Genomic DNA, 25,977 nt, shown 5'->3' with positions numbered 1-25,977 from the left:
GAACCCTGACCCAGGGGCAAGGTCAAGTCCGTTCGACGAACGCGGTGAATGCGTCGCGCGAAAAAGTTCGGCGACGGATGTCGAGAACGTCGTGACGGTTCCGTCCCAGGGGTGAGCGACCAACTAGGGTCGCAAGCCGAAGGGAGAATCTCATGGCCAAGTACCTGCTCCTCAAGCACTACCGAGGCGCCCCGGCGGCCGTCAACGACGTGCCGATGGACCAGTGGACGCCCGCCGAGATCGAGGCACATCTGCGGTACATGAACGACTTCGCGGCCCGCCTGCAAGACAGCGGCGAGTACGTGGACGGCCAAGCCCTCGCCCCGGAGGGCGCCTGGGTCCGCTACGACGGCGAGGGCAAGCCGCCGGTGACCGACGGCCCGTTCGCGGAGACGAAGGACCTGATCGCGGGCTGGATGATCATCGACGTCGACTCGTACGAGCGCGCCGTCGAGCTGGCGGGCGAGCTGTCCGCGGCGCCCGGCGCGGGCGGCAAGCCGATCCACGAGTGGCTCGAGGTTCGGCCCTTCCTGACGGCTCCGCCGACCGTCACCGAGTGATGGCCGCCGATGCGGTGGACGAGGCCAAGCTGCGGGACCTGATTCCGGGTGTCTTGGCGGCTCTCGTCCACCGCGGGGCGGACTTCGCGACCGCCGAGGACGCCGTCCAGGAGGCACTGGTCCGTGCCGTCGAGACGTGGTCGAACCGGCGTCCCGACGACCCCAAGGGCTGGCTGGTCACCACGGCATGGCGTTGCTTCCTCGATCTCGCCCGCTCCGACGCCGCGCGGCGGCGCCGCGAGCTTCGGGTCTCCGAGGAGCCGCCGCCGGGACCGGCCGCCACCGTGGACGAAACGTTGCGGCTCTACTTCCTGTGCGCGCACCCGAGCCTCACCCCCGCGTCGGCCGTCGCGCTGACACTGCGGGCCGTCGGCGGCCTGACGACCCGTCAGATCGCGCAGGCGTACCTGGTGCCCGAAGCGACGATGGCCCAGCGGATCAGCCGGGCCAAACGCACCGTGAGCGAGGTCCGGCTGGATCGTCCGGGTGACCTGCGCACCGTGCTTCGGGTGCTCTACCTGGTGTTCAACGAGGGGTACAGCGGCGACGTCGACCTCGCCGCGGAGGCGATCCGGCTGGCCAGACAGCTCGCGGCGACCACGGGTGGTGATCCGGAGGTCGCGGGACTGCTCGCCCTGTTCCTGCTGCACCACGCGAGACGCCCGGCCCGGACACGCGCCGACGGCAGCCTCGTGCCGCTGGCGGATCAGGACCGCGGCCTCTGGCGGCGCGACCTGATCGCCGAGGGTGTCGTGATACTCCAGGCGGCGCTGGCCCGCGATCGCCTCGGGGAGTACCAGGCGCAAGCCGCGATCGCCGCACTGCACGCCGACGCGCGGACAGCCGAGGAAACCGACTGGGTGCAGATCGTCGAGTGGTACGACGAGCTGGTCCTTCTCACCGACAGTCCCGTCGTCCGGCTCAACCGCGCGGTCGCGGTCGGCGAGGCGGACGGACCCCAGGCGGGCCTCGCCGCACTCGCCGAACTCGACCCGAAGCTCCCGCGGTACACCGCTTCGTCCGCCTACCTCCACGAGCGCGCTGGCGACACCGCCACGGCGGCAAGGCTTTACGTGGAGGCGGCCGCGCAGGCGCAGAACCTCGCCGAGCGCAACCACCTCACGCTGCGCGCAGCGACCCTCCGGCAGCGTCTCTCCAGCGAAGGAGGCTGAGCGCCGCCGCGCTCGCGACACATCGAGGGAGACATCATTCTGGTCGAAGGGGTTCCCGACGACTACGCTCCGACCGCCGCCGTGCGGGCGATACGCGAGGCGGCGGCTGCCGAATAACCAGCGGGGCGTGGAGCTTCCGACGGCGGAGTGCCGCGCACCGAAGATGCGGCGCGCGGCAGCCCGGGCGAATCACCCCGGAAGGTCGTCGACCGATGCCGATTCCGTGCGAGACAGCGTGATTCCGAGATTGGCGGCGGTGCGGTCGAGTTCGTCGTCGCCGTGCTGCAATTCGATGGCGGACCCGGCGGAGAGGACCTCGACGTTGAGGCACAACGACTGGAGTTCCTTGAGGAGCACCTTGAACGACTCCGGAATGCCCGGCTCCGGAATGTTGTCGCCCTTCACGATCGCCTCGTAGACCTTCACGCGGCCCACGACGTCGTCGGACTTGATGGTGAGCAGTTCCTGCAGCGTGTACGCCGCGCCGTAGGCCTGCATGGCCCAGCACTCCATCTCACCGAAGCGCTGACCACCGAACTGCGCCTTACCACCGAGCGGCTGCTGGGTGATCATCGAGTACGGACCGGTCGAACGCGCGTGGATCTTGTCGTCGACCAGGTGGTGCAGCTTCAAGATGTACATGTAACCGACCGCCACCGGGTACGGGAACGGCTCGCCGGAGCGGCCGTCGAACAACGTCGCCTTACCGTCCGCGCCGACCATGACGTCACCGTCGCGGTTGGGCAGGGTCGACGCCAGCAACCCGGCGAGTTCTTCTTCGCGGGCGCCGTCGAAGACCGGTGTCGCGAGATTCGTGTCCGGGCTCGCCGACAACAACTCCTCGGGCAACCGCTTCGCCCAGTCCGGACGCGCACCGTCGGCAAGCTGAATGTTCCAGCCCGCCTTGCCGATCCAGCCCAAATGGGTTTCCAGGATCTGGCCGATGTTCATACGACGCGGCACACCGTGGGTGTTGAGGATGATGTCGACCGGGGTACCGTCCGGCAGGAACGGCATGTCCTCGGTCGGCAAGATCTTGCCGATCACACCCTTGTTGCCATGACGACCGGCGAGCTTGTCACCGTCCTGGATCTTGCGCTTCTGCGCCACGTACACCCGGACCAACTCGTTCACACCCGGGGGCAGGTCGTCCTCGTCATCCCGGGAGAACACCCGAATACCGATGACCTTGCCCGACTCACCGTGGGGCACCTTCAGCGAGGTATCACGCACCTCGCGCGCCTTCTCACCGAAGATCGCCCGCAGCAACCGCTCCTCCGGAGTCAGCTCGGTCTCACCCTTCGGGGTGACCTTGCCGACCAGGATGTCACCATCCCGAACCTCGGCACCGATACGCACGATGCCCCGCTCGTCCAGATCCGCCAGCACCTCATCGGAGACATTCGGGATGTCCCTGGTGATCTCCTCGGCGCCCAGCTTGGTGTCGCGGGCATCGATCTCGTGCTCCTCGATATGGATCGAGGTGAGAACGTCCTCCTCCACCAAGCGCTGCGACAGAATGATCGCGTCCTCGTAGTTGTGACCCTCCCACGGCATGATCGCCACGAGCAGGTTCTTACCCAAGGCCATCTCACCGTTCTCGGTGCTGGGCCCATCTGCCAGCACTTCGCCGTACTCCACGCGCTGCCCCTCGTCCACGATCGGACGCTGATTCGCACAGGTGCCCTGGTTGGTCCGCGCGAATTTGCGCATGCGATAGGACTTGCGGGTGCCGTCGTCGGCGATCACCGTGACGTAGTCGGCGGAAACCTCCTCGACCACACCCGATTTCTCGTTCACCACGACATCGCCGGCGTCGATCGCGGCACGCGACTCCATACCCGTACCGACCAGCGGGGCTTCCGAACGGATGAGCGGCACGGCCTGCTTCTGCATGTTCGCGCCCATGAGGGCACGGTTGGCGTCGTCGTGCTCGAGGAACGGGATCATGGCGGTCGCGACCGACACCATCTGGCGCGGAGACACATCCATGTAGTCGATTTCGGCGGAGTCGACGAGTTCGACCTCGGAGTTCTTGCGGCGCACCGCGATGCGGGCAGCGAGGAAGCGGCCGTCGGCATCGAGCGGCTCGTTCGCCTGCGCGACGACATGCCGGTCTTCCTGGTCGGCGGAGAGGTAGTCGACCTCGTCGGTCACCTTGCCGCCGACAACCTTTCGGTATGGCGTCTCGATGAAGCCGAACGGATTGACCCGCGCGTACACCGAGAGATATCCGATCAGCCCGATGTTCGGACCTTCGGGCGTCTCGATCGGGCACATCCGTCCGTAGTGGCTGTAATGCACATCGCGGACTTCGAGACCGGCACGTTCCCTGGTCAAGCCACCCGGCCCGAGCGCCGACAGACGACGTTTCTGCGTCAGGCTCGCCAGTGGATTCCGCTGATCCAGGAACTGCGACATCTGCGAGGTTCCGAAGAACTCCCTGATCGCCGCGACGACCGGACGGATGTTCATCAGCGTCTGCGGCGTGATCGCCTCGACGTCCTGGGTGGTCATCCGCTCGCGGACGACACGCTCCATGCGGGACAGGCCGACCCGGATCTGGTTCTGGATCAGCTCGCCGACGGTGCGCAGCCTGCGATTACCGAAGTGGTCGATATCGTCGACCTCGACCGGCACCTCGACGCCACCGGGCGCGGTCATCACCTTCTCACCCGCGTGCAGACGCAGCAGGTATTCGATGATCGTGACGATGTCTTCCTCTGTGAGCACCCGGGCACCGGTGTGAATGCCGAGTTTCTTGCCGATCTTGTAGCGGCCGACGCGCGACAGGTCGTACCGCTTCTCCTTGAAGAACAGGTTCTCCAGCAAGTTCTGGGCGGACTCCCTCGTCGGCGGCTCGCCCGGACGCAGCTTGCGATGGATGTCGAGCAGCGCCTCATCGGTGCCGGAAGTGTTGTCCTTCTCCAGTGACGTCATCATGGTCTCGGAGAAACCGAATCGCTCGGTGATCTGCGCGGCGGTCCAGCCCAGCGCCTTGAGCAGCACGGTGACCGGCTGACGGCGCTTGCGGTCGATACGCACGCCGACGGTGTCGCGCTTGTCGACGTCGAACTCCAGCCACGCGCCGCGCGACGGGATGACACGCACACTGTGCACATCCTTCTCGGTGCCCTTGTCGACGGTGCGATCGAAGTAGACGCCCGGCGAACGCACCAATTGCGAAACCACGACACGCTCGGTGCCATTGATGACGAACGTGCCCTTGTCGGTCATCATCGGGAAATCACCCAGGAAAACCGTCTGGCTCTTGATCTCGCCGGTGTTGTTGTTGATGAACTCCGCGGTGACGAACAACGGCGCCGCGTAGGTCATATCCTTGTCCTTACATTCCTCGATCGAGGCTTTGACCTCCTCGAAACGGGGCTCGGAGAGCGTCAGCGACATCGTCGCGGCGAAGTCCTCGATCGGGCTGATCTCGGCGAGCAACTCCGCCAATCCACCCTCGGGCGAATCGCCGAGCGCCGCTGACCGTTCGCGCCAGGCGGGCGCACCGATCAACCATTCGAACGAATCGGTCTGGACATCCAACAAGCCTGGAACAGCGAGGGGTTCACGAAGTTTCGCGAACGAGACTCGCCTCGGGATCCCGGCTTTCGCGGTATCGGTGGGGTTTCCGGCATCGACCTTGATCTGACTCGAGACTGCCAAGACGCGTCCTTCCAGCACCTCGTGCCGCACACGCTGGTCGCGCGGTCGTCACGGTATCTGCTTGTCCTGTGGGGTGTATTCACATCGCGCGCCGTGCTGGACACCGCCCGAACATGACTCGACAACAACGGGTAGAAAGTGGCACGCAGACAAGCGCCACTTCCACAGTCATTTCGTATTTCGAGAGTTGGACAGCGCGCGACCCGGCGCGAAGTCTCAAATTACACCCGAACTCGACCGATGTCGAGGGCGAAGATAAATAGGCACCGCAATTACTGAGTGCCTTCCCGTATTTATAGTGACATCCAAATATACCATTCGTCAAGGCCATTAGCGGTAATCGGCCACACATGAGCGCCAATTGTGAAAGAGGTCCGCGGCATTCGATCTGCCCGAGCGGCCTACCTGCGCCGATGCCTGTGAGTGGTGGCGATCCGGCACCCTGGGGTGCCTAGGCCCATCGACGGATGCGCCCGATCCTGGATGGACGAGAACGTTCCCCTCAGGAGGTCGACACGGTGCTTTATTGGATGGTTCTGGCCGGTGCGGTCGTCGGCGGCGGCATCTGGGCCGCCCAGACATGGTTCGCGCGGACGGGTCGCAGTCAGCGGCTGAACGAGCGGCAGGAGACGAGTCGCGTCGTCCGGTCCGGCAGGCTGCCGGAGAACTGGAGTGTGTGGGTGCCGCGGTTGCAGGCGTATCGGCGTGGTTACGTGGTCTGGGGACGATTCGCCCTCGCCCTCGCCGCCCTCTACGCCTTGGGAGCCACGTCGCATCTGCTCGAACACGACAACGCGAAGGCGGCTCTCTTCGGCGGGCTGGTAGCGCTCTTCCTCGCTTCGGCCTACGTCGCCCGTCGTCAGGTGCGCGGAACCGACAAGCTGCTCCACCAGTGAGACACCCCTGACCGACCCCTCGAATCGATCACAGTAACGCTCGCTATCCCAACCACGACGTGCTTGGTGACATATGGCCCGTCGGGGGGCCAGCCCACCTGTCGGTACTGGAATGGGATCGGGACATGGCTTTTCGCGAGTTCTTCGCGCGGCATCGCATCGCTTCGGCCGTTGCCGCACCAGCAGTTCTCGGCGTGGCGGCGATAGTCGCCGCGTCGTTCGCTATCGATTCGCCGCCGCACACGGCGGACACCCAACTCAAGGCTTCCGTCACGGAGTGCCACGACATGGTGACCATCTCGGTCGCCGGTCGCGGCGACACTCCCACCGCGGGGACCACGAAGTTGCTGGTCGACGCCAACGGCAACGAGTTGCCCGCCGCGCTGGCCGGTGACCACAACAGCCGCTGGGTCGACCCGGTGGTGAACGCTCCGGCCGACGACGTCGACCCCGGCTCCTACGCCGCGGTCTACATCGCCTATCCGGCGAACATGGCCACCTACGAAGACGCCGTCAACGCGGGCGTCGCGAACACCCAGCAGGTGATGCGGGAGATCGCGCAGGCCTGCCCGGACACCAAGTTCTCGATCGTCGGCTACAGCGAGGGCGCCGATGTGGTCCGCCGCGTGGCGATGAACATCGGGCACCAGGAAGAGGGCGGTCAGCAGATCGTCGATCCGGACGACGTGCTCGGTGTCGTCATCCTGGCCGACTCGGGCCGCTCGGCCGGAGACGGGCCGTTCCCCGGCTCGAAGGACCCGTTCAGCAACCCGGACGGCTTCGACCAGCAGTACCAGGACGGCAGGAAGCCAGTCTCGGGCCAGGGCGCGCTGCCCGGTACCAGCGGCGACTTCGGCAAGCTGAACGGCAAGATCGCGTCGTTCTGCTCCGAGGGCGATCTCACCTGCGCCGCGCCGGAGAACATCTCGCTGTTGCAGCTCGTGGTGAACGTGGGCAGGCAGATCAACGTCGACCAGCTCGAGCGCGAAGGACTCAATCCGACCAACGGCATGGATGTCGCCGTGGTTCTGGGGGAGATCGCGATGGCGGCGTTCGCGGACATCGCGTCGCAGCCGAACTGGATGGCGAGCGACGAGACCTTCCTCGAGGTCCTGCTTCGGGTCTCCGATCCGGAATACAAGCCGGGTCAGCAGCCGAAGGAGCCCGCGAAGGCCGACTCGATCTCGACCGATCAGATGTCGCCGCTCGCTTACCTGCCGCAGAAGGTGCTGAACGAGATCATCGGTCTCGTCGTGACCAACCAGAACACCATCCCGGTGATCATGAGCGACCCCTACAAGCTGACGCTCGGACCGGACCACACCGGCCACCACTTCGACTACTGGCGCGACGCCAACCCCGGCGAAGGCCGGCCGCTGACCTCTGCCGAGTACGCGGCCGCGTGGCTCACCCACCTGGCGAAGCAGGCGCAGGCGGGCGAGACGGTCGACAAGTCCGCCGAGCCGGATGCCACCGATTTCGCCGCCGCGCGGGAGGCGGTGGAGTCCGCCACGGCGAAGCCGAAGGCCGCCTCGACCACGACGACGACCTCGGCCGCGCCGACCACCACCAGCACCGCGCCGACGACCACGAAGACCGACGCCGCCGTCACATCGACGACCACGGCGCCGACCACCACGCCCCCGGTCTCGTCCGAAACCTCCAGCACTACAACGGCTCCGGAGGCGGCGAATCCGCAGGCGCGGACCTCGGTCGCGGCACCCGCCCAAACCGTGGCACCGGCTGAGCCCGTGGCGCCGACCACCACCCAGCCGACCACGACCGCACCCACCACCACGACGCAAACCCCCGCGCCGACCACTACCGGCGCGAGGTGAGCTGGGCGAGGTCGACGGCCACCGAACGGCCGCCGACCTCTCCCGGCAACGCCTTCACGATCGTCCTGGGCAGTGGGCTTCCACTTCACGAGCGAGCAGTACCGCTGTGCCACATAAGCATTCGACGCCTCGCATAGCCACCGGCTATGTGGGGCGTGTGAAAGATGTGTGGGAAGCGCCTGCATCCCGCGGTGGCGCATGCAGGTCGGCTGGGGCGGCGTGGGTTCGCAGAGGGCGGGACAGGCGTACAGTTCGCAGCGTTCGGAGCAAACCTGGGCCGCTGCGCATTGGGATGTCGCGGGTGGTGAAACCGTTGAGGCCCAGGGTGATCAAAGCGGCGGCCAGGGTCGCGGAGGCGATCAAGGCCAAGGGGGAGACGGCGTCGGAGGGGGTGCGGCCCACCCATTCCAGTGGAGAGAGGTGGCGGAGCCATTCGGGTAGGCGGAGCGTGTCGGCGAGGGTCGCGATAACGGCTACGGCGACGAAGGCGGCCCAGCTCGCGGACAAAGCGGCAGGGCGAATTCCGTAGAGCGCCACCGCGAGCCCGAGCAGCACGAGAACCGACGGTAGGTACGAGAGCGTGGCGAGGGTCAGTCGCATCACGGCCGAGGAATCGCCCACTGCCAGCGCGTCGCTCACGCCGAGCGCGAATCCGCTCACCGTGGCGACCACGGCGGTGCCGCATCCGACGGTGATTACCTCGGCGGCCAACCACCGCGCTCGCGAAACCGATCCGGCCAGTACGGGTTCCAGCCGATCGCCCGGCTCGTCCTCCGCGATCCGGCCGACCCCTTGCACCGCGAAACCGGCGACGATCAAAGCCAGCAGCACCGCGACGAACGACAGATACGCATCCGGATTTGCGCTGTCGCCGCCGAAGACGTCTTGGAGGGCGGCGTTGTCCGCCATCACGGTGCGGATGGCGTCGGCGAGCGCACCGAACGAGATGGCCACCAGCGCGCCGATCACGCTCCACGAGACGATGCCGCCGCGGTGCCTGCGAAAAGCGAATCCCCAGGGCCGCAGCAAAATCGGTGACGCCGAGGCGGGTCCGCGACGGGCGGCCAGCACCCCGGCGCCGTGGTCGCGTCGCCCCGCGACCCAGCAGGCCGCGCCGAACAGCACCGCGGCGAAACCCAACGCCAGCAACACGGGCCACCACCGCGCCGCGCCGAACGGGCGCGCCTGCTCCGCCCAGCCGATCGGCGACAGCCACACCAGCCCGTTGCCGCGCACGTCGCCGATGCCGCGAAGAAGGAAGGCCGCGATCAACACGGCGAGACAGATTCCGAGGACGTTCCGCGCCGACGCGACGATCTGGGCCGCCAGCGCCGCGATCCCGGCGAAACAACAGCCGAGCGACATCAGCGCCGCCGAATAGAGCAGCGCGCCAGACACTTCCAGCCCCGTCGCCAGCAAGGCGACAACCATGGACACGGAAACCAATATCAGCGCGGAAACGGTCAGCGCCACCGCCGCGGCGAGTCCGGCAACCCGGCCGACCGATCCGGCACGCAACAACTCCGCCCGCCCGGATTCCTCTTCACGCCGCGTCATCCGAGTCACCAGGTGAATTCCCATGAGCGGAAAGGCGAGTGCGCTCATGAAACCGAATTCGTAGGCGATGACTCCACCCAGATCGTCCACTCCATAGGGTCTGCCGTTGATCGCGAACAGCGCCGCGCCCGATTCGGTGGCCGCCCGGTAACTCGCCAACTCGGCCTGCGTGGAATACAGGCTGTCCAGCGACCACACCGTCCCCGCGAAGACGGCCGCGAGCCCGAGCACCCAGCACAGCATCTGCCGGCGGCTGCCGCGCAGTCCGACACCTGCCATCACCGTGAATCCGCGCACCGCTACACCCCCACCGTCTCGACGTCTTCGGCGGACGCGTAGTTGCGCAGGAACAATTCGTCCAGGCTCGGCGGATTCGCGGTGATCGACAGCAACCCCGCCGCGTGCAGCGCGCCGATCGCCGCCCCGACGTGCCCGGCATCGACGCCGAAGGAGACCGCGTACCCGGCTCCGTCGTGCTCGATGCGAACGGAACTCACCCCGGGCACGTCGCTCAACCCCGGCGGCGCGGTGGTGATCGCGTGCACGTGAGTCGTTGTGTGACGGCGCAATTCGTCCAGCGTCCCGGTCGAGACCGTCCGCCCCTGCCGGATGATGCTGACCCGGTCGGCGAGCGCCTCGACCTCGGCGAGGATGTGACTCGACAGCAGGACGGTGCAGCCCTCGGCTTTGCGTTCGGCCAGCGTCTGCTGGAACACCTGCTCCATCAGCGGATCCAGCCCGGACGTCGGCTCGTCCAGGATGAGCAGCTCGCTGTCACAGGCGAACGCGGCGACCAGCGCGACCTTCTGCCGGTTGCCCTTGGAGTAGTCCTGACTCTTCTTCCCCGGATCCAGTTCGAATCGTTCGACGAGGGCGTCGCGGCGGGCGCGGTCGAAGCCGCCGTGCGCGGCGGCGAGCACGTCGAGGCATTCGCCGCCGGTGAGACCGGGCCACAGCGAGACGTCACCGGGGACGTAGGCGATGCGGTGGTGCAGCCGCACTGCGTCGCGCCAGGGATCGCCGCCGAGCAGGCGCGCGGTGCCGCCGCTGGACCGGATCAATCCGAGCAGGATCCGGATCGTCGTCGATTTGCCCGCGCCGTTCGGCCCGAGGAATCCGTGCACCTCGCCCGCCTCGACCCGCAGGTCGAGTCCGTCGAGGGCAGTGAAGTCGCCGAACCGCTTGCGCAATCCGATCGTCTCGATGACGGCGTCGGCCATGGCCGCACCCACCTTTCAGAACGTTGGTGTGTACCGATGGTACACACTAGAGGTGCGCACGACTAGGCCCTAGGATGTGACCATGCCGCTCCCCCGCTTCACCCGGCTACCCGCCGACGAACAACGCCGCATCCTCGATGTCGCGCAGCGGATCTTCGCGGAGGACGGCGTGGAAACCGCCTCCTACAACCAGATCATCGCGGCGGCGGGCATCTCGAAATCCTCGGCGTACAACTACTTCGACGGCCGCGAAGACCTGCTCTACACCGCGCTCGACGACGTCGCCGTCCGCCTCGCGGAGGTACTCGGTACGTGGCGGCGGGTCGCGGACGACGCCGAGTTCTGGTCGCAGCTGAAGACCATCGAGCAGCGGCTGCGCGCCCACATCGAAACGCACCCCGCCGACCTCGCGCTGATCGATCCGGCCTTCCTGCTGCGCGAACAGGGCGCGTTCATGTCCTGGATCGCCGACTTCGTCGCGAACGGGATCACCATCGGGATCATCACCGTCGAGACCGACCGCAACCTGCTGGTCGCCGCCACGGCCGCCGTCCTTCGCGCGGTCGACGGCTGGGGAGCCGCCGAGATGAAGGCGGGTCGGACGCCGGATCCGGATCAGGCCTGGGTCCTGCTGCGCAACCTGTGGGGCACCCCGCGCGCCTGACCGCGCGCGACTTCCTGGATCTGCCGGATCCGGTTGCCGATCGGCCCGCGCTGGCGAAAGTCGTTGCCGCACTGCTGCCTTCCGCAGCACATCGCCCGGAAGCCCAACGGAAGCGACATACCGGCTGCCCATGGAAATCGGATCTGTCGGATCATGGGATCACCCGCTAGGCTCCTCGTGGATCGAAAGCGAGCGAGAGCATGAATTCTGTGGCGATGGCTCGGGGAACAGCGCGATGACCAAGCGCGGTTGGCTGCTGTTCCTGGCGATGGGCGTGATCTGGGGCGTGCCGTACGCGATGATCGCGGTCGCGGTCGAGGACTTCGACCCGGTGTTCGTGGCGTTCGGCCGGACGCTGATCGGCGGTCTGTTGCTGTTGCCGATCGCGCTGTACACCGACGCGCTGCGACCGGTCTTGCGACGCTGGCGACCGCTGCTGCTCTACACAATGGTGGAGATCTCGGGCCCGTGGTTCCTCATCGGGTACGCCGAGACCACGCTCAACAGTTCCACCGTCGGCCTGCTGATCGCGGCGGTGCCGCTGATCGCGGTGCTGATCGTGACCCGTATGGGGCACGAAACCATCGACGCGCGAAGGATTTTGGGCCTCGTCGTCGGCTTCGCGGGCGTCGCCGCGCTGGTCGGCCTGGATGTGGATCTGTCGAATCCGGCGGCGATCGGCGCCATCGCGCTGACCACCATCGGCTATGCCGTCGGCCCGATCGTCATCAACCGTTCGCTGGCGGATCTGCCGCCGATGGGCGTGGTCACCGCCTCCCTGCTGCTCGCGGCGGTGCTCTACGTGCCGTTCGCCGCGCTGCGCAGACCCGAGCACTTCCCCGCGGACGCCTCGCTGTCGGTGCTCGGCCTGGCGATCGTCTGCACCGCGGCGGCGTTCCTGCTGTTCTTCGCGCTGATCGGCGAGGTCGGTCCGGCGCGGGCCACGGTGATCACCTACATCAACCCCGCCGTGGCGATCGTGCTGGGCGTTACGCTGCTGAACGAACCGCTGACCGCGGGAATGGCGATAGGATTTCCGCTGGTAGTGCTCGGATCGTTCCTCGGAACACGGCAGTCTCGCGCCGCCGCTCCGCAGGACGACCCCGCGCTCTCCGCGACGCCATGAGACACCTTTCGCGCAAAGGAGTTCCGGTTTGACCCATGCCGATGTCGACGCCACCCGCACGGCCTACGACGACATGGCCGAGCTCTACACCGAATTCGCCCGCGGCAACCTGGCGACCAAGCCGTTCGACCGCGCGGTCCTCGCCGCGTTCGCGGAGCGGCTGCTGGCCAACGGTTCCGGTCCGGTCGCCGACATCGGCTGCGGCCCGGGCCGAATCGCCGCCCATCTCGAGTCGCTCGGCGTCCCGACCTTCGGCATGGATCTCTCGCCGCGCATGATCGAACTGGCGCGCAACGAGTTTCCCGGCCTGCGCTTCGAGGTGGGGTCGATGGAGGAGCTCACCATCGAGGACGGCGCGTTGGCCGGACTCGTCGCCTGGTATTCGCTCATCCACCTGCCGCCGGAGCGGGTGCCGCACGTGTTGAACGAGTTCTACCGGGTACTCCGGCCGAAAGGGCACGCACTGCTGGCGTTCCAGGCGGCGGACTCCGCGGACACCGTGCTCGCCTTCGACCACAAGGTGACTCGGGCCTACCGTTGGTCACCCGACCGGCTTGCCCAGCTGGCGCGCGAAGCGGGCTTCACGGTGATCGCCAGGATGGTCTGCGCGCCGGACCCCGACGAGCGGTTCGATCAGGCGTACCTGATGGTCGCGAAGGTCGACGATCCGGTGGGCTGATTCCGCGCACATCCTGGGCTACCCCAGGTAGCTTTGGTACGGGTACACAGGTTTCTGTGGTGCGTCCCACCCGACAACGTGGTCGATTGTTCATTGCACAAGATCTCCACCGTCGTCAGGGGGCGACTCATACATGGAACTCATCGCACCGGTTGATGCCGTGTTTTTACTGGCCGAATCCCGCGAGCACCCGATGCACGTCGGCTCGCTACAGCTGTTCGAACCACCGGAGGGGGCCGGTCCGGAGTTCGCCAGGGAGACGCACGAAAAGCTGTTGTCCTGCCGCGAGATTCATCCGACCTTCCGCAAGCGCCCGGCCAATCTGCTCGGCTCGCCGCAGCTGGCCTGGACGCTCGAGGACGAGGTGGAGCTGGAGTACCACGTGCGGCGCATCGCGCTGCCCGCGCCCGGCACCCATGGGCAGTTGATCGAGCTGGCCTCCGGGCTGCACAGCTCCCTGCTCGACCGGCACCGTCCGCTGTGGGAGATCCACCTGATCGAGGGGCTCAAAGACGGCCGCTTCGCACTCTATTCGAAGATGCACCACGGCTTGATCGACGGAGTCTCGGCGCAGCGGCTGTTGCAGCGCACGTTGACCGACGACCCGACCTCGAGCGAGGCGCGGGTGCCATGGAACCTGCCGCGTTCGGGACGCAAGAAAGAGTCGTCCAATTCCGGATTGCTCGGCGCGGCAAGGACTTTCGTCTCCGCCGCCGCTTCCGCCTCGCCGCTGCTTCGCGCGGCGCGCATCGCGCTGCGCGAACAGCAGGTGACGCTGCCGTTCGAGGCGCCGAAGACCATGTTCAACGTGCCCATCGGTGGCGCCCGGCGCTCGGTCGTTCGTTCCTGGCCGCTGGAGCGAATCAAGCAGGTGCGCAAGGCGACCGGGACCACGATGAACGACGTCGTGCTCGCGATGTCGTCGGGTGCGCTGCGGAGTTACCTGGCCGAACGCGACGCGCTGCCGGACAAGCCGCTGATCGCCATGGTGCCGATGTCGCTGCGCTCGGCGGACGACACCGAGACCAACGGCGTCAAGGTCGGCGCGTTGCTGTGCAACCTCGGCACCGACCTGGCCGACCCGATCGCCAGGCTGCGGACGGTGAGCGAGTCCATGCGGAAGAGCAAGGAGGTCTACAGCGAGCTCTCGCCCGTGCAGTCGATGGCGCTCTCGGCGCTGATGGTCAGCCCGATAGCGCTGAACCTGGTGCCCGCGCTCATCCCGTGGACCACACCGCCGTTCAACATCGTCATCTCGAACGTGCCCGGTCCGCGCGAGCCGATGTACTGGAACGGCGCCCGGCTCGACGCCATCTACCCGCTCTCCATCCCGTTCGACGGCCAAGCCGTGAACATCACGCTCACCTCGAACGCCGACAACCTGGACTTCGGTTTGGTCGGCTGCCGCCGCAGCGTGCCACAGCTGCACCGCATGCTCGACCACCTGGAGGGCGCGCTCGCCGAGCTGGAGAACATTGGCGGGTTTGCCTGCTGATGGTGTGGTCCTCTGCGGGGGTACCCGCAATGGGAAGAGACCGTCTGCTGGTGCGCCGTCTGCGCACGGGAGCGCTGGGGGTACCGCGACAAAACTAGAACGTGTTACTGTCAATCTATGGTGCCCCACCGGTCGATGACGACGCTGCCGCGGCATGGCGATACCCGCGGCATGCGGCGGATTCGGCCGGTCGGGGCGGCAGTCCGTCGCCCGCGAGGCGAAGCCCGCGCGGCAACTATGTAACCCGTTCTAGAACGTCCGCGGCCGCTGCGATCCGGTCACGGCGTAGGTAAGGGAGACCAGCACCCGATGCGTACCGAAATCTGCGACCGGCTGGGGATCGAGTTCCCCATCTTCGCCTTCACCCACTGCCGCGACGTGGCGGCCGCGGTCAGCAATGCCGGTGGGCTCGGCGTCCTCGGCGCGGTGGGCTTCACCGCCGAGCAGCTCGAGGTCGAGCTCGCCTGGCTGGACGAGCACGTCAACGGCGTGTACGGCGTCGACCTGGTGATCCCCTCCAAGTACGAGGGCAAGGGCATCGACGACCTGACCCCCGAGCAGCTGGAAGCCAAGCTCGGTGAGATGGTGCCGCAGGGCCACCGCGACTTCGCGGAGAAGATCCTCGCCGATCACGGCGTCCCGCACCTGCCCGCGGAGGAGCATCACAACCAGCTGCTCGGCTGGACCGCGACCACGGTGGCCCCGCAGATCGAGGTCATCCTGAAGCACCCCAAGGCCAAGCTGGTCGCCAACGCGCTCGGCACGCCGCCCGCCGACGTGATCGAGCAGATCCAGGGTTCCGGCAGGCTGATCGGCGCGCTGTGCGGTTCGGTCAAGCACGCGCTCAACCACAAGGCCGCGGGCTTGGACTTCGTGGTCTGCCAGGGCACCGAGGGCGGCGGGCACTGCGGCGAGATCTCGTCCATGGTGCTCTGGCCGCAGGTCGTCGACGCGATCGGCGATATGCCGATGCTCGCCGCCGGCGGCATCGGCGACGGCCGCCAGGTCGCGGCCGCCATGGCCATGGGTGCGGCGGGCGCGTGGACCGGCTCGCTGTGGCTGACGGTCGAGGAGGCCAACGTGCCGCCCGCGCAGATGCAGACCTACATCGACGCGAGCAGCCACGACACCGTGCGCTCGCGCTCGTGGACCGGCAAGCCGTGCCGGATGCTGCGCAACGACTGGACCGACGCGTGGGAGTCGGCCGAGACCCCGGACCCGCTGCCGATGCCGTTGCAGATGATGGTGGCGCTGGACGGCGTCAAGCGCGGCCACCGGTACCCGGAGGCCGCGAAGGACGTCAACTTCAACCCGGTCGGTCAGGTGGTCGGCATGATGACCAAGGTGGAGCGCTCCGCCGATGTGGTCCAGCGGCTGATCAACGAGTACGTCGAGGCGTGCGATCGCCTCAACAAGCTCAACGGCTGATCACGCGGGCCATTCCGGCCAGCGCGCCGCCTTCTGCTCGAGCACCGGATCGGTGATGCCGCCCCAGCAGGCCAGCCGGTCGGCATCCCATCCGGCGAGCTCGGAGCCGTTGGCGTAGACGGACTGGAAGAATTCCAGCGCCGCGCCCACCGGGTCACCGGTGCGGCGCGCGGCGTCGTAGGGGTAGTACGCGGAATGGCCCGAGCCGGAGGCGACCCAGCGCGCGCCCGCGGGCTTCAGCGTCCGGTCCGCGAGTCCGTCCGGTTCCGGTGCGACGTAGGAGTAGAAGGTCGGCTCGGGGACCTTGTCGTCGCCGAACCAGAATCCGGCGCTGATCACCTCGCGCGAATAGGCCTCGCGGGTCACCGAATCGACGGTCGCGGGCATGTCGATCTGCCGTGGCGAGAACCGCTGCACCGCGATATCGAAAGTGTGCCAGAACAATTGGACGGGGCTGATCTTGCCGGAGTAGGTGGCGCTGAACTCCTCCAATATCCGCCCGACCTGGCTCGACACGCGAAAAGCCTTGCGCGCCTTGTCCGGATCGTAGGCGGCGTGGTCGGTGTCCTCTTCGAACGGCCGGTCGGAGTCGGGCAGATCGAAGGGGTGCGGGTGCGGCATGACGACCTGGATGCCGAGGTCGCCGAGTCCGCCCATCACATCGGTGTAGAAGGTGGCGACGGACTGCTGAAGCAGGTCGATCTCCACCTCGACGCCGCGATCGGTCGCGATGCGCAGGACGTGGTCGAAGAAGTCGAAGGAGCAGGTGAACACCGGCCCGTTGCGCGCGGTGCCGAGCGGAACGGTGGTCCAGCCGCGGGCGGTCAGCCGGAAGGTCATGTGCCACCAGTGGTTGCGGCGGATGCCTTTGGCCAGGGCGACCTTGCCGACCACCTGGGCGAAACGGTGCAGCGTGTCCTTGGTCGGACGCCAGGATTCCAGCGGTATGGCGGGCAGCGATTCTGCTGACTCGGTCATGACGAAAACGGTACGACCGACTCCGGCAATGCGCTGGCAAATCGCGCGGCCCACCCGATTCGGCTAACAGTCACCGATACGTGCACTTGTGCGGAGCCGGCACACCGGCAGGCCGTGCTTTTCCGTTGGTGGGCACTCGCCCGGAGATCCACACTACGAGCAGGTACACCCGCCCCCGCCAGTCCGATGACGGGACGGCCCGGCACCGTGAGCGTCGGCGCCGAGTCCGCGGGTCACCGCACGCGGTCGAGTATCCGGCCGCACCCATCACGCCTCCCCGTGATCGGACAGCGGCAACGGTTGCCCCGAGCGCGTCGGCGACACCGTCCAGCCAGATCCAGAATACCTGTCTCAGACGCTATTGACCGGGATAAGTAATGAACAAGTGACCAAGTTCCGAGCGGCCGCGGATCGCGCGACCGCCCGGGACGACTGGACTCAGACAGCCCGTTTTGTACGTTTCGCCGGATCAGGCGGTGGCTGCGTGCGCTTCCTCGACCTCGGCTTCGCCGCCGCCGAGCAGTTCCTCGAACCGGGCGATGACCTTGTCGTGGTACATCCCGAACAGGTCCTCGAACAGCGCGAGCTGCGCCTCCGACGGGCCGGAGCCTGATTCCCACACCGCTACCAGCGCCCGCCACACCAGCACGTGCAGGTCGGCCGCGCCGGCGAAGTACGCCTCGATCGCCTCGGGCACCTCGAGCACCATCTCGCCGATGGTGTTCAGGATCGCCCGCTGCATGCTCAGTCCGAGCGCGGTCAGCAAACGCCGGACCAGAGCGACCTCGATGGCCAGGATCTGCCGGTAGTCCGGAACCTCCAGGCGGGCAAGGGCTTCCAGTTCGTCGATGGCCGCCTTCAGCTCGGCCGGGTCGATCTCCTGTTCGCTCGCGGTGTAGGCGAGCAACGTCTCCATGACGATGCCGCGCTGCACGTCGACGATGTCGTGGAACATCTCGATCGCGACGTCGGGCATCGGCACCGAGAAGCGGAACAGATGGCGGTACACGTCGAGGCCGCCCGCCTCCCGCACATCGCGGATGGTGAAACCCTTACCGCGACGCGCCTCGACGAATCCATACGATTCCAGCCTGCCCAAGGTCAACTGCGCGGTCGCGCGATTCATATCGAATTCTTCGGCGACCTGGCGGACCGACGGCATCAAATCCCCCGGCTGATATTCCCCCGCGGCAACCCGGCGCGCCAGCTCGTCGGCAACGTCGGCGACTACCGTCTGGGATCCCATCGGATGCCACCTTTCGACTGTTTTCCCATTACGTCCCAGACAGTCTAAGCCCTGCTGTACGAGACTGCATCTGTGTAACACCGATCCGCGCACAGTGTGAGGTGATTCATGGCCATTCGCCGCCGGCCTGCGCCTTCGGGAACCGAATCCCCAGGTAGACGTCTTTTCGCGGTGCCGGACGGATGGCGTGCCTCCGGTCCGTCGTTCGATACGCACTGCCCAGTTGGCCGGAGTGCCGGTGGCCTACGCGGGTCGTCGGACGCCACCCCCGCCATGCTTCCCGCCGCCGTGGACGCCGCCATGACGGCGAGCATGGGCCCGGACTGGCGCTGGCATTTCCGGGAATTCGACGAGCGCCGCGCGGCGGCCGCCTCGATCGGCCATGTGCACCGCGCGGTCTGGCGCGACGGGACACCGGTCGCGGTCAAGGTGATGTATCCCGGCGGCCGTGCCGCGGTGACGGGAACCGAGGGCCCGTATCGCGCCGAGCTCGCGCGCTGGTACCCGGAACTGGACGAGAACGCGCACGGTCCGGTGGACGCCGCGCCGGTTGCTCCGGCCGCGATCTGCCTGATTCGCGATGCCGACTAGGCGCAGGTTCCCTGGGCTGACCTGCGCCGATTCCCGAAATGAGCGCTGGATTCCCGTCTGGGACACTGCTGGATTCCTGGACCAGAAGCGGCTGGAACTCCGAAACACTCAACGGGACAACCACTCCAGCCAGACCGGCATGATCAGCGCCGCGATCGCGTCGTAACCGGCTTCGCTCGGGTGCGCGCCGTCGCCTTCGCGCACCTCTCGCATCCACACCTCGTTCGCGCGCAGTTCGTGATGCACGCGGGCGTACGGCGTTCCGGCCGCGGCGCAGATCTCGGCGAAGCGGTCGTCGAGGTGGGCGATCCTGGCGTTGTGGGCGTCGCCGTCGACGGGCGGCGGGGCGACGATCATCGTCTGCCAGCCACGCTCGGCGGCGCGCGCCAGCACGGCGGTCAGGTTGGTCGCCGAGTCGCCGGGATCCACCCGCGGCGAGCCGTTTTCGAGCACGGTGTCGTTGACGCCGAACGAGAGGACCACCCTGGCGTCGGTCCCCTCGGGCAGCCGCGGCGCGCACTCGGCTTCCCACCGCGCGGCGATGTCCGCCGAGGTCTCGCGCCGCACGCCGAGGTTGTATCCGGTGAACGGCATGGCGGCGGCGCCGAGACGGCCGACCCAGCCGAGGCAGCGGGGATCGCCGACACCCGCGACGAACGAGTCACCGACGAAGCAGATGCGAAGATCACGAGCCACCGGTCGATCCTCTCGTGCACTGTCGCGCTGCGGAATTCCGGCCGCTCGAAATTCGCCGGGCGAAGGCAATAAGATCGGCGTGTTCGTCCGGGAGGGAGTGACGTTGTCAGGGGAAACGGTGAGTCAGGCGCCCGCGTGGTTCACGGAGTTGTTCGCGCATCGGCGCTGGATCCGGCGATCGGGGCCGTTTCCGCACGTGTATGTGCGCGACGTCTTCGTGGAGGACTTCTACAAGCGACTGGCCGACGAATACCAGCGGGTGCTCGACGCGCGATCCAGCGCGTTCTCGCGGGTGGCCGACAACTACAGTGCCAGCGGAATTCCGCTCGCCGAACTGCGCGACGGACCGCTCGCGCTGTTCACCTCGCGGGAATGGCACGACCTCATCGCGTCGGTGGCCGGGGTGGAGGTCACCGGCGACGTGGAGGGCTCGATCCACCACCATGCGCCGGACAGCCCGGCGGGCTGGCCGCACAACGACCTGAATCCGGCGTGGTTCGCCGGCCCGGCCCCTGGCCCGGACGAGGTGCGTCTGCCGGACCCCAGCGTCAACACCAAGACGGGGGCGAAGTCCGACGGCGTCACCGCGCGGGAGACGGTGCGCGCCGTCGCGCTGCTGTTCTACCTGGGCAATCCCGGATGGCAGCCGGGCGACGGCGGCGAGACCGGCTTGTACGCCAATATCGCCGACCCGGCGCCGACGCTCGCGGTGCCGCCGCTGGACAACTCGATGGTGATCTTCGAGTGCACGCCGCGGTCCTGGCACACCTACCTCGGCTACAACCGAGCCTCGCGCAGCAGCATCGTGATGTGGCTGCACCGGCCGAAGGACGACGCGATCCAGCGTTGGGGAGGAGACCGCATTGTCCAGTGGTAACCGACGGGTCTGCCTGCTCACCGGCGCGGGCGGCCTCTTGGGCGACGCGTTCTGCCGTGCCCTCTACACCGCCTACGACATCGTCGCCGTCTGCGGCACCCGCGTACCGGCGACGCCCTCGCAGCACGAGTGGTTCGTCGATCCCTTCGACCCGCAGGGCACGGTGCCGGAGAACGATTCCCGGGTCTTCCTGATCCGTTCCGATCTCACCGCGCCGGGTGAGGTCGACCGGGTCATCGATCTGGCGCTCGCCAAGTTCGGCGGCGTCGACCTGCTGGTCAACAATGCCGCGAGCCTGCGGCTGCATCCGCAGGGCATCGTCGACGGCGACACCGCGATCGACGACTTCGAGCCCCAGTTCGCGCTGAACGTCGGTGTGCCGCTGCGGCTCTCGGCCCGATTGGCGCAGCGCGGCTGGATGCACGACATCGACGGCAACCGCGCGCGCAACCGCAACATCGTCAACGTGTCCAGTCTGTCCGGCTCGAATGTCTATCCCGGCGGCCAGGCGGTGTACGCCGCCTCCAAGGCGGCGCTGAATCATTTGACCCGGCACCTGGCCGCGGAGTTCGCGGAGTTCGGCGTCCGCGCCAACGCGGTGGCTCCCGACAGCTTCCCGGCCCGGGTGCCGACAGAGAAGGTGTTGCAGGCGATCCTCGAACTGGACACCGGCGCCATGACCGGAGGCGTGTACAGCGTCGTCGCCAATTGAGCCCGCCGGGCCGCCGCGGGGCCGCCTCTGGCAGGGTGAACACATGCGAGTCGACGGGCGGGAGATCCCGGTAACGGGTAGTCTCCTGCAGCCGCTGATCCGGCGAACCACGGACATCGTCCGGGTCATGTTCGCTGCGCTGTGGCTCGGTGTGGTCATCGCGGCCTCGGTGATCACCCGGCCGGAATGGCTCGCGCTGGAAAGCTCGGTTTCCAACATCGTCGACTTCCTCACCCCGGACCAGTCCAATCTGATCTACCTGATCTACGGCATCGCGATCCTCATCCTGCCGTTCGCGATCCTCATCGAGCTGATCATCGGCAGGCAGTGGAAGCTGCTCGCGGGCTACGCCGCGGCCGGGCTGGTCGCCGGGCTGCTGCTCTCCATCACCGGGACCGGCATCTCCGCGCCGCAGTGGCACCTGCAGGTGCCCGATCGGCTCGACACCTTCCTCTCCCAATTCCTCGACGACCCGCGCTGGATCGCCATGCTCGCCGCGGTGCTCACGGTCTCCAGCCCGTGGCTGCCGACCAAGCCGCGCCGCTGGTGGTGGTTCCTGCTGCTCGCCTTCGCGCCGATCCACCTGGTGGTCAGCACCGTGGTGCCCGCGCGGGCGATGTTCGGGCTCGCGGTGGGCTGGCTGGTCGGCGCGGTGATCGTCTGGGTGGTCGGCACCCCGGCGCTGGAGGTGCCGCTGGACGCCGCGGTGCGCGTGCTCGCCAAGGGCGGGCGCACCGTCACCGGATTCACCGTGGTGCGACCGGCCGGGTCGGGTCCGCTGGTGCTCGCCGCCGCCGTGACCGGTCCGGAGCGCGAGCTGACCGTCGAGATGTACGGCAAGAACCAGCGCAGTCACAGCGCGCTGCGCATGTTCTGGCGCTGGCTGACCTTCCGCAGCAGCGAGACCGGCGCGCTGCACGGCTCCATGCACCGCGCCGTCGAGCACCGCGCGCTGATGACGATCGCCGCGGGCGACCTCGAACTCGCCGGTCAGCAGGTGGTCGCGGTGGCCGCGCTGGATCGCGGCTGGATGCTCTACGCGCATACCGACTCCGGCGGCGCCTCGATCGCCGAGACCCCGATCGACCGGCTGCCCACGGTCTGGAAGGCGCTCGACGCGCTGCACACCGGCCGGATCGCGCACGGCGACCTGCGTCCCGACGACATCCGCGTCACCGAGGACGCCGTGCTGTTCAGCGGTTTCGGCAATGCCGAGTTCGGCGCGTCGGACACCCAGATCCAGTCCGACATCGCGCAGCTGCTGGTCACCACGGCCGCGGTCTACGGCAAGGAGTCCGCGGTGCGCGCCGCCATCGACGCGCTCGGCGAGCAGACCGTGCTCACCGCGACCCGCCGCCTGACCAAGTCGGCCATGCCGTCCGGCATCCGGGTCTCGATTCCGGAGTGGGGTTCGATCGTCGCCGAAACCCGGGACGAGGTGCGCGAGCAGACCGGCAAGGATCGGATCGAGGCCGATCAGATCACCCGGTTCTCCCGCAACCAGATCATTCAGCTGGTGCTGCTGATCGGCCTGGTCTACGTGGCGTACCCGTTCATCAGCCAGGTCCCGACCTTCTTCACCCAGTTGAGGACGGCCAACTGGTGGTGGGCGCTGCTCGGGCTCGCCGTCTCCAGCCTCACCTACATCGGCGCCGCGGCCGCGCTGTGGGCCTGCGCCTCCGGCATGGTGAACTTCCGCAACCTGGTGATCATGCAGATCGCCAACACCTTCGCCGCGACCACCACGCCCGCGCGCGTCGGCGGTCTGGCGCTGAGCGTGCGGTTCCTGCAGAAGGGCGGGCTCGGCGCGGTGCGGGCGACGGCGGCCGTCGCGTTGCAGCAGGCGGTGCAGGTGATCACCCACCTCAGCTTGTTGATCCTGTTCAGCATCGTGGCCGGTACCTCGGCGGACCTCTCGCATTTCGTGCCGGATCCGCTCGTCCTGTATCTGGCCGCGGGTGTCGGCGTCGGCATCATCGGCACCTTCATGTTCGTGCCGAAACTGCGGCGCTGGCTGAACAATTCGGTTCGGCCCCAGCTTCAGGAAGTGCTCGGCGAGCTCGGCCAGCTGGCAAGGGACCCGAAGCGGTTCGCCATCATCGTCGCGGGCTGCGCCGCCATCACGCTCGGCATGGCGGGTGCGCTGTGGGCCAGTGTCGAGGCCTTCGGCGGCGGCACCACGTTCGTCACCGTCACGATCGTGACCATGATCGGCGGCACGCTCGCCTCGGCCGCCCCGACACCCGGCGGCGTCGGCGCCGTCGAGGCGGCGCTGATCGGCGGCCTGGCCGCCTTCGGACTGCCCGCGAACATCGCCGTGCCCGCGGTGCTGCTCTACCGCGTCCTCACCTGCTGGTTGCCGGTGTTCTGCGGGTGGTTCACCATGCGGTGGATGACCGCGAAGAACATGATCTGAGCTATCGCCGGACTGGCGTTCGCTGCGCCGCCGCTACTTCGTCGCGAGCAGGACCCCGGCGAGCGGCGGGACGGTTTCGAACTCGATCGAGCGGAACCCCGCTGCCGACAAGGGTTCTCGGTAGCGGCGGATGTCGATGGCGGCGAGCGGGTCGGCGTGCTGTCCGGCCGCGTCGCCGGTGTGGTGCGCGGCGAAGCGGGACATCGTGCGGATGAGTTTCGGCAGGACTCGCCCGGCGGGGTGGGTGTCGGCGAGGAGGAGTCGGCCGCCGGGGCGCAGTACGCGGTACATGTGGGCGAGGGCGGCTTCGCGCTGGGTCTCCGGGATGTGGTGCATGACGAACGTGCAGGTCACCAGGTCGAACGAGGCGTCGGGGTGGTCGAGGGTCTGCGCGGGACCGAGTTCGAAACGGCAGTTCGGCAGCTTCGCGTGGGCGGTGGCGTAGGCGATCATTCGCGGTGACGGGTCGCGTCCGACGACCTCGCCCGTGTCCCCGACGCGGGCGGCCGTGGCGCGGGCGAAATCGCCCGGACCACAGCCGATGTCGATCACGCGGTCGCCAGGGGCGGCGCCGCTGCGGGCGATGAGTGCGGCATTCTGCGCGCGGCCGCGGCCGAGCAGGAACGCGGAGCGGACGAAGCGGTAGCCGCGCGGGCGGGTGATGAGCAGGCCGATCTCGGCGGCTTGGTCGTTTGTGGACTGTTGTGCGTTTCCGGACATATGTTCATGATCGAAGGTGGTCGCCGCGGCGACCAGAAGCAGAAGTACGGAATCCGTCCGGTTCGGGACAACACCGCCCGATCCGTCCGGAAACGCGGGAACAGATGATGAACGAGACAATCGACCGCCGGGTGCGGCGGACCAGGGCGACGTTGCACCGGGCGCTGATCGAACTGCTGCTGGAACGTTCCTACGAGCGAATCACGGTGCGCGACATCCTGGATCGCGCGGACGTCGGACGCTCCACCTTCTACGCGCACTTCCGCGACAAGGACGACCTGCTGCTGGTGAGCAGCACCGAATACCTGCGCGCCGCCATCACCGCGGCCCGCCCGGAGGACCCCGCCGCACCACCGCCCTCGGCTCCGCTCGCACCGGTCTACACCCTCTTCCAACTGGCCGCGGAGAATCCCGAGGTGTACCGAGCGCTACTGGGGCGCAAGGCGGGCGGGCAGCTGCTGCGCGCCACCCGCGGCATGGTCGGCCGGGTGCTCACCGAACAACTGTCCGGGCGGTTCGACATGGACGACGAGGAGTTCACGGCGATGGTGAACTTCCTGTCCTGGGGCGTGGTCGGCACGCTCGGCGCGATCGCCGACGCGGAACCGCCGATTCCGGCGGAGGTCGCCTATCGGCGTGTGGCGGGGTTGATCGGGCCGGGACTGGCCGATCGAATCCGCTGAGGCCGCGCGGCGTGGTCGGCCGAACTTTGGAGCGGGCGTCGCAAGGCAGTTGGCCGCCGGGTCCGGCTTCAGCGGTGGACGAGGGCGAGGGCCTCGGCGGCGGTCAGGCAGCCCGCGGTGACGAGTTCGAGGTTGGCGAGTGCGGCCTCGTGGGCGGCGGGGTCGGCGGCGGCGACGCAGTCGGCGATCGGATGAACCGTGAAGCCGAGATCCGTTGCGTGGCGCGCCGTCTGCTCGACGGTGAGGTTGGTGGCGACGCCGGTGAGGAACAAGGTGTCCAGGCCGCGCTCGGTCAGCCAGTCGGGCAGGGCGCTGCCCGCGAGCCCGGACAGCTTCTGGTTGTCGTAGATCGCGCTCGGCTGATCCTTCATCTCCGTGATGACTTGTGCGCCGGGCGATTCCGGACGGAACTCCGTCTGCGCCGCGCCGACCGACCGCATGAAACCGGTGTTGCGCACCAGAGCGCCCTCTCCGACGGGGATGGTGAACCGGGTGAAGATCACCGGGAGATCGGCTTCGGCGGCCGCGTCGTGGAAGTCCACCGCGCGCGGCACGACGCCGCTGGCCGCGACCGGTCCGGCCAGCATCGGACCGAAAAAGCCCTCGGGCCGAACGATGTTCACCTGCCAGTGCAGGGCCAGCACGGCGGCGCGGATGCGGGGAATCGCCATGCCTCGATCCTCACGCATCCGCGCCGCGCGTGTGGCCGATTTCCACCACCCAGTTCGTGGAAATCGGCGGACGCGCAACG

General features: G+C 67.8%; 22 protein-coding genes. 14 read left to right on the top strand and 8 right to left on the bottom strand.

From position 1 onward, the window contains the following. The first annotated feature begins 152 nt into the window (after positions 1-152). On the top strand, positions 153-560 hold the full coding sequence (locus tag ABZV58_RS02385; protein ID WP_141808122.1) for a YciI family protein: 408 nt from the start codon (positions 153-155) through the stop codon (positions 558-560). Next, positions 560-1,732, top strand: a complete 1,173-nt coding sequence (locus ABZV58_RS02380; protein ID WP_354999003.1) for a DUF6596 domain-containing protein — start codon at positions 560-562, stop codon at positions 1,730-1,732. The genes ABZV58_RS02385 and ABZV58_RS02380 overlap by 1 nt, the downstream gene beginning before the upstream one ends. 189 nt (positions 1,733-1,921) lie before the next feature. On the opposite strand, the gene ABZV58_RS02375 is transcribed toward ABZV58_RS02380, so the two are convergent. Then, complete coding sequence (locus tag ABZV58_RS02375; protein ID WP_354998382.1) at positions 1,922-5,404, bottom strand: DNA-directed RNA polymerase subunit beta; 3,483 nt, start codon at positions 5,402-5,404, stop codon at positions 1,922-1,924. A gap of 518 nt (positions 5,405-5,922) precedes the next feature. Here ABZV58_RS02375 and ABZV58_RS02370 point away from each other — a divergent pair. Beyond that, complete coding sequence (locus ABZV58_RS02370) at positions 5,923-6,300, top strand: hypothetical protein (RefSeq protein WP_354998381.1); 378 nt, start codon at positions 5,923-5,925, stop codon at positions 6,298-6,300. Positions 6,301-6,425: 125 nt separating this feature from the next. Next, complete coding sequence (locus ABZV58_RS02365) at positions 6,426-8,138, top strand: cutinase family protein (RefSeq protein WP_354998380.1); 1,713 nt, start codon at positions 6,426-6,428, stop codon at positions 8,136-8,138. Between the two features lie 144 nt (positions 8,139-8,282). On the opposite strand, the gene ABZV58_RS02360 is transcribed toward ABZV58_RS02365, so the two are convergent. Both ABZV58_RS02360 and ABZV58_RS02355 read right to left on the bottom strand, forming a co-directional pair. Next, entirely contained in the window at positions 8,283-9,974 is a 1,692-nt protein-coding gene (locus ABZV58_RS02360; protein WP_354998379.1) for a hypothetical protein, read from the bottom strand. A 20-nt stretch (positions 9,975-9,994) separates the two neighbouring features. Continuing rightward, the gene (locus ABZV58_RS02355) at positions 9,995-10,915 is read right to left on the bottom strand and encodes an ABC transporter ATP-binding protein (RefSeq protein ID WP_354998378.1); all 921 of its coding nucleotides are present in this window, start codon (positions 10,913-10,915) and stop codon (positions 9,995-9,997) included. 82 nt (positions 10,916-10,997) lie between these two features. Here ABZV58_RS02355 and ABZV58_RS02350 point away from each other — a divergent pair, with 82 nt between their 5' ends. The 5 genes from ABZV58_RS02350 to ABZV58_RS02330 all read left to right on the top strand — a co-directional run bounded on the left by ABZV58_RS02350 (position 10,998) and on the right by ABZV58_RS02330 (position 16,307). Next, the gene (locus ABZV58_RS02350; protein WP_354998377.1) at positions 10,998-11,579 is read left to right on the top strand and encodes a TetR/AcrR family transcriptional regulator; all 582 of its coding nucleotides are present in this window, start codon (positions 10,998-11,000) and stop codon (positions 11,577-11,579) included. 235 nt (positions 11,580-11,814) lie between these two features. Beyond that, on the top strand, positions 11,815-12,705 hold the full coding sequence (locus ABZV58_RS02345) for a DMT family transporter (RefSeq protein WP_354998376.1): 891 nt from the start codon (positions 11,815-11,817) through the stop codon (positions 12,703-12,705). Between the two features lie 28 nt (positions 12,706-12,733). Then, complete coding sequence (locus ABZV58_RS02340; RefSeq protein ID WP_354998375.1) at positions 12,734-13,384, top strand: methyltransferase domain-containing protein; 651 nt, start codon at positions 12,734-12,736, stop codon at positions 13,382-13,384. 133 nt (positions 13,385-13,517) lie between these two features. After that, the gene (locus ABZV58_RS02335; protein WP_354998374.1) at positions 13,518-14,879 is read left to right on the top strand and encodes a wax ester/triacylglycerol synthase family O-acyltransferase; all 1,362 of its coding nucleotides are present in this window, start codon (positions 13,518-13,520) and stop codon (positions 14,877-14,879) included. A gap of 309 nt (positions 14,880-15,188) precedes the next feature. Next, positions 15,189-16,307: a nitronate monooxygenase family protein gene (locus ABZV58_RS02330; protein WP_354998373.1), complete on the top strand. Its 1,119-nt coding sequence runs from the start codon at positions 15,189-15,191 to the stop codon at positions 16,305-16,307. Here ABZV58_RS02330 and ABZV58_RS02325 read toward each other — a convergent pair whose 3' ends face one another. Continuing rightward, complete coding sequence (locus tag ABZV58_RS02325; RefSeq protein WP_354998372.1) at positions 16,308-17,285, bottom strand: DUF5996 family protein; 978 nt, start codon at positions 17,283-17,285, stop codon at positions 16,308-16,310. Positions 17,286-17,754: 469 nt separating this feature from the next. Then, a complete protein-coding gene (locus tag ABZV58_RS02320) occupies positions 17,755-18,531 on the bottom strand; it encodes a GntR family transcriptional regulator (protein ID WP_354998371.1) in 777 nt (258 codons plus the stop codon). Positions 18,532-18,831: 300 nt separating this feature from the next. On the opposite strand from ABZV58_RS02320, the gene ABZV58_RS02315 reads away from it, so the two are divergent. Beyond that, positions 18,832-19,122: an AarF/UbiB family protein gene (locus ABZV58_RS02315; RefSeq protein WP_354998370.1), complete on the top strand. Its 291-nt coding sequence runs from the start codon at positions 18,832-18,834 to the stop codon at positions 19,120-19,122. Between the two features lie 108 nt (positions 19,123-19,230). Here ABZV58_RS02315 and ABZV58_RS02310 read toward each other — a convergent pair whose 3' ends face one another. After that, positions 19,231-19,818, bottom strand: coding sequence for a GDSL-type esterase/lipase family protein (locus tag ABZV58_RS02310; protein ID WP_354998369.1), 588 nt, complete (start codon positions 19,816-19,818; stop codon positions 19,231-19,233). Positions 19,819-19,936: 118 nt separating this feature from the next. Between ABZV58_RS02310 and ABZV58_RS02305 the strand changes: the two genes are divergently transcribed. The 3 genes from ABZV58_RS02305 to ABZV58_RS02295 are packed head-to-tail and all read left to right on the top strand — an operon-like array spanning position 19,937 to position 23,823. Then, positions 19,937-20,695, top strand: coding sequence for a 2OG-Fe(II) oxygenase (locus ABZV58_RS02305; protein WP_354998368.1), 759 nt, complete (start codon positions 19,937-19,939; stop codon positions 20,693-20,695). Further along, positions 20,682-21,407: an SDR family oxidoreductase gene (locus ABZV58_RS02300; protein ID WP_354998367.1), complete on the top strand. Its 726-nt coding sequence runs from the start codon at positions 20,682-20,684 to the stop codon at positions 21,405-21,407. Before ABZV58_RS02305 ends, ABZV58_RS02300 begins: the two co-directional genes overlap by 14 nt. A gap of 43 nt (positions 21,408-21,450) precedes the next feature. After that, positions 21,451-23,823: a lysylphosphatidylglycerol synthase transmembrane domain-containing protein gene (locus ABZV58_RS02295; RefSeq protein ID WP_354998366.1), complete on the top strand. Its 2,373-nt coding sequence runs from the start codon at positions 21,451-21,453 to the stop codon at positions 23,821-23,823. Positions 23,824-23,856: 33 nt separating this feature from the next. Here ABZV58_RS02295 and ABZV58_RS02290 read toward each other — a convergent pair whose 3' ends face one another. After that, positions 23,857-24,543 carry a methyltransferase domain-containing protein gene (locus ABZV58_RS02290; RefSeq protein WP_354998365.1) on the bottom strand — a complete coding sequence of 229 codons (687 nt, stop codon included), beginning with the start codon at positions 24,541-24,543 and terminating at the stop codon, positions 23,857-23,859. Between the two features lie 107 nt (positions 24,544-24,650). On the opposite strand from ABZV58_RS02290, the gene ABZV58_RS02285 reads away from it, so the two are divergent. Then, entirely contained in the window at positions 24,651-25,226 is a 576-nt protein-coding gene (locus ABZV58_RS02285; RefSeq protein ID WP_354998364.1) for a helix-turn-helix domain-containing protein, read from the top strand. A gap of 68 nt (positions 25,227-25,294) precedes the next feature. Here ABZV58_RS02285 and ABZV58_RS02280 read toward each other — a convergent pair whose 3' ends face one another. Beyond that, entirely contained in the window at positions 25,295-25,897 is a 603-nt protein-coding gene (locus ABZV58_RS02280; RefSeq protein ID WP_354998363.1) for a cysteine hydrolase, read from the bottom strand. Positions 25,898-25,977 lie beyond the last annotated feature (80 nt).

The sequence above is a fragment of the Nocardia sp. NPDC004654 genome (assembly GCF_040609595.1).
Taxonomy (GTDB): Bacteria; Actinomycetota; Actinomycetes; order Mycobacteriales; family Mycobacteriaceae; genus Nocardia.
The sequence above is the reverse complement of the archived record's forward strand: the minus strand, read 5'-3'. Positions and strand labels throughout refer to the sequence as shown.